Here is a 4,685-nt window from a genome sequence, read left to right on the forward strand (position 1 = left end):
GTGGTGGATGAGGTGGAGAAGGCGCGGCGGGGGCTTGGGACCGCTCGGTGGATCATGTTCGCGCAGGCCGCGCTGTCGTTGCTGCTCTGGGTCGTTCAGGTGGTCGCGTTCGCGGACCAGGCCGGGCATGGGCGGGAGGTGCCCGGGTGGATTTGGCTGCTGGCGGTCGTGGATCTGGTGGTGATCGGGCTCACCACGCTGGCCGCGGTGTACCTGCGCAGCCGCTCGTGGGCCCGGCGGCTGGGCGTGGGGGTGGAGGGCGTCCGGGCCGGGATCTCGTTAATGGCGGATCATCAACGTCTCGTCGGGCGTGACCCGGGTCGCGACTCCGGGCACGATCGCGTACTCGATGACCAAGGGCGCGCTGAACGTACTGACCCACACCCTCGCCGCCGCACTGGGCTCACGCGACATCACGGTCAACTCGGTCGCCCCCGGGGTCATCGAAACCGACATGAACGCAGCGCTGACCGAGGAGCATCTGGCCGCGGCGCGAGCCGCCTCCACGTTCAAACGGCTCGGCACACCTGACGACATCGCGGACATCATCGCCTTCGTCGCCTCGGACGACGCCCGCTGGGTCACCGGCCAGTACATCGACGCCACCGGCGGCGCGAAACTGGGGGTGTGACGCCCCCGCCGCGGTCTGAGGGGGCAAGGCAGCGCGGCTACCCGTCCAGAGCACGGGCCATTTCGATCACCTGGGCGGGGGCCTTGGCGACCGAGCCGGTGTCGAACGGGGGCTCCGGGTCGTACTCGGTGTAGAGCTGGATCGCCTGGGCGGTCACCTCGTCGGTGAGCAGGGCGGCCAGTTGGATGGCCATGTCGATGCCCGAGGAGACCCCGGCCGAGGTGATCACCCGGTCCTGCCGGACCACCCGCTCGGCGGTGTAGACGGCGCCGTACGACTCCAGGTCGGCGATCGCGTTCCAGTGAGTGGTGGCGGTCAGGCCCTTCAGCAGCCCGGCCGCGCCGAGCACCAGGGCGCCGGTGCAGACCGAGGTGGTGAAGCGGGTGCCCGCGTGGATCCGGCGCACCCAGTCGAGGAAGGGGGGGTCGTCCATCATGGTCAGGTGACTGCCCCCGCCCGGGATCAGCAGGACGTCGCAGCTCTCCACCTCGGAGTACCTGGTCGGGACGTGGACCGGCAGGGCGCCCAGCACGTCCTGCACCGGGCCCGGTTCGTCCGTGACGAACCGCACGTTGGCCCCGGGCATGTACCCGAAGATCTCGTACGGCCCGATCGCGTCGAGCGGCTCGAATCGGTCGAAGAGCGGGATCACGATGTCCATGTGCCGCAGCATAGCCACCGCCCGAACGTCGGCCTGGCCGGGCCTGCCCAGGAAGATCCCTGGACAGGCCCGGTGCAGGTCAGACGCCGAACGGCGGCGGATAGACGATGGTGCCCGCGGGCACCGGGACGGTCTCGTCGAAGACGAGGGCCATCATCGCCTCGTCCGGCACCTCGAAGGAGGGACGGATCCCGTACGCCGATGCCCGGGTGAAGCCGAAGCGCGGGTAGTAGCCGGCGTGGCCGAGCACGAGGACGAGGTTCTCGCCCTTGTCACGCGCGGCCTGGAGCCCCGCGCGGATGGCGGCCGAGCCGGCCCCCTTGCCCTGGTGGCGCGGCAGCACGGCGCACGGGCCCAGCGCCAGGGCGGGCACGTCGTCGACGTGGCAGCGGGTGAGCAGCGCGTACCCGGCCACGGTGCCGTCCGCGGCCTGGGCGACGATGGACAGCTCGGGTGACCAGGCCGGATCGACGCGCAGCGCCTCGATGAGGTCGGCCTCCAGCGGCGTGGGGAAGGCGCCGAGCGCGACTTCGCGGATCAGCGGGACGTCCTGCGGGGTCTCGGGCCGGGTGATCCAATTGGACGACATGATGAGTCGCCTTTCTCTGTGCTTAGGGGAAGGTTCGGGATGATGCGCGGGCCACGGGCCACGGGCCACGGGCCACGGGGCACGGGCCACGGGCCACGGGCCACGGGGCATGGTGGCCCGGCGACCCGCGCCCGAGGCTACGTCCGACGCTGCCGGTCCCGGAAGGCGTACGTCTCGCGCAGCGAGCGCGTGATCGTCTTCTTGCGGTCGCCGTGCCGGGCACGCAGCCGCGCGTCGTTGCGTGAGGTGGCCCACTCGTTCTCGCGCTGGAGCTTGCGGTAACCGGCCAGGCGGCGCTCGCCGAGGTCGCCCGAGGCGATGGCGGCCTGGACGGCGCAGCCCGGCTCGGAGTCGTGGCCGCAGTCGCCGAACCGGCACCCCAGGGCCAGTTCCTCGATGTCGGCGAAGACCTGTTGCAGGCCCTCGTCGGCGTCCATGAGCCCCACGCCGCGCAGGCCGGGGGTGTCGATCAGCACGCCACCGCCGGGCAGCGGGACCAGCAGGCGGCGGACCGTGGTGTGCCGCCCCTTGCCGTCCTGCGCACGGACTGCGCCGGTCTCCAGGGTCTCGGTACCCAGCAACGTGTTGCCCAGCGTGGACTTGCCCGCCCCGGACGGCCCGAGCAGCACCACGGCGCCGGTGATCATCGCACTGAGCACGTCGATGCCCTCGCCGGTGGCGGCGCCTGGGGCCAGCACCTGTCCGTGCGAGGAGCGCGACGCGGACGACCGTACGATGACGCCGTGCCGCGCCGGCAACGCGACCAGCGCTGGCTGCTCCGGCTGGTGACCGAGGGACAGCGCCGCCCAGTCGCCGGTGCAGGGTGACGAGATCGGATCCAGCGCTTCCGGGAGCGCGAGGCGGGCCCGCAGCGGGCCGGTTTCGGTGATGACGTCGCAGGCGCCGCGACCGACGCCGACCACCCGGGCGGGAACGAGCCCCGCCGAGCGGTGGGAGGCGAATGACTCTTCGAGCCCTGCGTCCCAGCCGTACGCGGACAGGCCATCACCAGAAGAATGATGGAAAGACAATGGAATAAGGCCCTTTGTGCAAGGGTAACGTGGAAGGCGCGCCCCTTCATGGCGCTGCCGATCTTCCCGAACCGCAACTTCCGGCACTCGGCCGTCTTCGTGAACACCGCGGTGGGGATCACCAGGCCGCAGAATCTCACCGGCAGGACGATCGGCGAGTTCGCGCTGTTCGGCCATGACGCGGGGGTGTGGCTCAAGGGCATCGTCCGACGAGTACGGCGTGACCTTCGATCGGTGCCGCTGGGTCATCGGGGGCACCGACCACCCCATCCCCACGTTCGACCGGGTCCCGCAGCCGGTGCCGGACGGGGTGGACGTACGGCACGCAGCCGACGGCGAGACCCTGGGCGCGATGCTCGAATCCGGCGAAATCGACGCACTCATCTCGGTCGACGTCCCCCGGTCCCTGCTGAACGGCTCGACGAAGATCGCCCGCCTCTTCCCCGACTACGAGAACGTGGAGCGCGACTACTACCGGCGTACCGGGATCTTTCCTCCAAGTGGAGGCACCCATTGGGTCGGTGCTCGGCTTGGTCCTCGGAATGTGGTGGGTCAGGGGGTTTGGCGGGGTGGCCGCCGCTTCTTGTTGTTGAAGCGGCGGCCCGTCTGTTCGGGTGTTACTTCTTGGCGCAGAGGGCGTAGACCGTGCCGCTGACCTTGGGGTTGTGGCCGCCGCCGCTGCTGAGGGACTTGTTGCCCTTGTCCTTGGCCTCGGGGCTGGGGCTAGGGGTGGCGTTCGCGGCGAGGTCGTTGTCGTGGCCCTCGCCGTTGACGACGAGCTTCACGGACCAGCCGTTGCCCGACGGGTAGCTGCCGGTCACGGCGACCCGCTTGTTGGTGTTGAGGTGGTAGCCACCGCCGGTCACCACCTCGTTCGACTGGCAGGAAACCGAATCGCCGGAGGAACTGTAGAACTCGTCCGACCGGACCTGGATCCGGAGGGTGCCGCCGCCCTCGCCAGGGTCGCCCTTGGGACCCTGCAGCCCACGTTCGCCCTTCTCGCCGCGCTCGCCCTGCGGACCCTGTGCGCCGTCCTTGCCGTCCTTGCCATCGGCACCGTCCACGCCGTCCTTGCCAGGCTCGCCCTTCGCGCCCGCCGGGCCCTGCAGTCCGCGCGGCCCGCGCACGCCCGGGTCGCCCTTCGGGCCCTGTGCGCCCGGGTCGCCCTTCGGCCCCTTGGGACCGGTCGCGCCCATCGGACCCAGCCCGCCCTCACCGTCCGCGCCCTTCGGCCCCTGCCGGTTCCAGGAGCTCCGGGTCTCGCCCGGCTTGCACTTGGTCCTGGCGCCCACGATCCGTACGACCTGCGTGGACTTGTTGACACACGCATAGATGACGTTCGACGCGGCGGCGGTGGACGCGGCCGAGGAGGCGTTCGCGAAACCACCCACCACGAGCGAGCCGGCGAGAACACCGGACGCGGCGAGAGCGAGAGACCGTCCGCCAGGCAGCTTGAGAGCCACTGGACATACCTCTTTCAAGACTTGCGCGCCTCGGCGGCTGCCGAATCAATATGCCGCCGGAGACTGAAGAGAAACCGAGCGCCCCCGGTGGCCGAGGCTTCCCTTGGTGAGTATGAGCAAGAAGTACACGTTTGTACCGTTCCAACGGTTGTCCCGACAAACATCACAAGTCCGTCACACACTCGCGTTTGCACCCTCAGCGACCATCGGGATAATCAGGTGCTGATCGGGGGGCGAACAACGACGGGGTGGCGCCGACGCACGCCCCCCCCCGCCCCGACCTGGAGGGCAACAGTGCCGACCAGCAACC

General features: G+C 70.3%; 6 protein-coding genes. 2 read left to right on the top strand and 4 right to left on the bottom strand.

The window, feature by feature from the left end:
- The first annotated feature begins 292 nt into the window (after positions 1–292).
- Complete coding sequence (locus tag C1I98_RS35430) at positions 293–631, top strand: SDR family NAD(P)-dependent oxidoreductase (protein ID WP_306461943.1); 339 nt, start codon at positions 293–295, stop codon at positions 629–631.
- 37 nt (positions 632–668) lie between these two features.
- On the opposite strand, the gene C1I98_RS35435 is transcribed toward C1I98_RS35430, so the two are convergent.
- The 3 genes from C1I98_RS35435 to rsgA all read right to left on the bottom strand — a co-directional run bounded on the left by C1I98_RS35435 (position 669) and on the right by rsgA (position 2,912).
- The gene (locus C1I98_RS35435) at positions 669–1,292 is read right to left on the bottom strand and encodes a DJ-1/PfpI family protein (protein ID WP_111171678.1); all 624 of its coding nucleotides are present in this window, start codon (positions 1,290–1,292) and stop codon (positions 669–671) included.
- 79 nt (positions 1,293–1,371) lie between these two features.
- Positions 1,372–1,881: a GNAT family N-acetyltransferase gene (locus tag C1I98_RS35440; protein ID WP_111171676.1), complete on the bottom strand. Its 510-nt coding sequence runs from the start codon at positions 1,879–1,881 to the stop codon at positions 1,372–1,374.
- A 137-nt stretch (positions 1,882–2,018) separates the two neighbouring features.
- A complete protein-coding gene (rsgA, locus tag C1I98_RS35445) occupies positions 2,019–2,912 on the bottom strand; it encodes a GTPase RsgA (RefSeq protein WP_111171677.1) in 894 nt (297 codons plus the stop codon).
- Positions 2,913–3,132: 220 nt separating this feature from the next.
- Here rsgA and C1I98_RS43345 point away from each other — a divergent pair, with 220 nt between their 5' ends.
- A complete protein-coding gene (locus C1I98_RS43345; protein WP_199537464.1) occupies positions 3,133–3,567 on the top strand; it encodes a hypothetical protein in 435 nt (144 codons plus the stop codon).
- Here C1I98_RS43345 and C1I98_RS35455 read toward each other — a convergent pair.
- Positions 3,530–4,375, bottom strand: a complete 846-nt coding sequence (locus C1I98_RS35455; protein WP_199537465.1) for a collagen-like domain-containing protein — start codon at positions 4,373–4,375, stop codon at positions 3,530–3,532. The genes C1I98_RS43345 and C1I98_RS35455 overlap by 38 nt on opposite strands.
- Between the last annotated feature and the right edge of the window lie 310 nt (positions 4,376–4,685).

Source organism: Spongiactinospora gelatinilytica, from assembly GCF_003236385.1.
GTDB classification, from domain to species: domain Bacteria; phylum Actinomycetota; class Actinomycetes; order Streptosporangiales; family Streptosporangiaceae; genus Spongiactinospora; species Spongiactinospora gelatinilytica.

What these genes read in the sequence shown, in the direction of transcription:
- C1I98_RS35440 (WP_111171676.1), bottom strand. Translation starts at nt 1,881, where the DNA reads ATGTCGTCCAATTGGATCACCCGGCCCGAGACCCCGCAGGACGTCCCG.
- C1I98_RS35435 (WP_111171678.1), bottom strand. Translation starts at nt 1,292, where the DNA reads ATGGACATCGTGATCCCGCTCTTCGACCGATTCGAGCCGCTCGACGCG.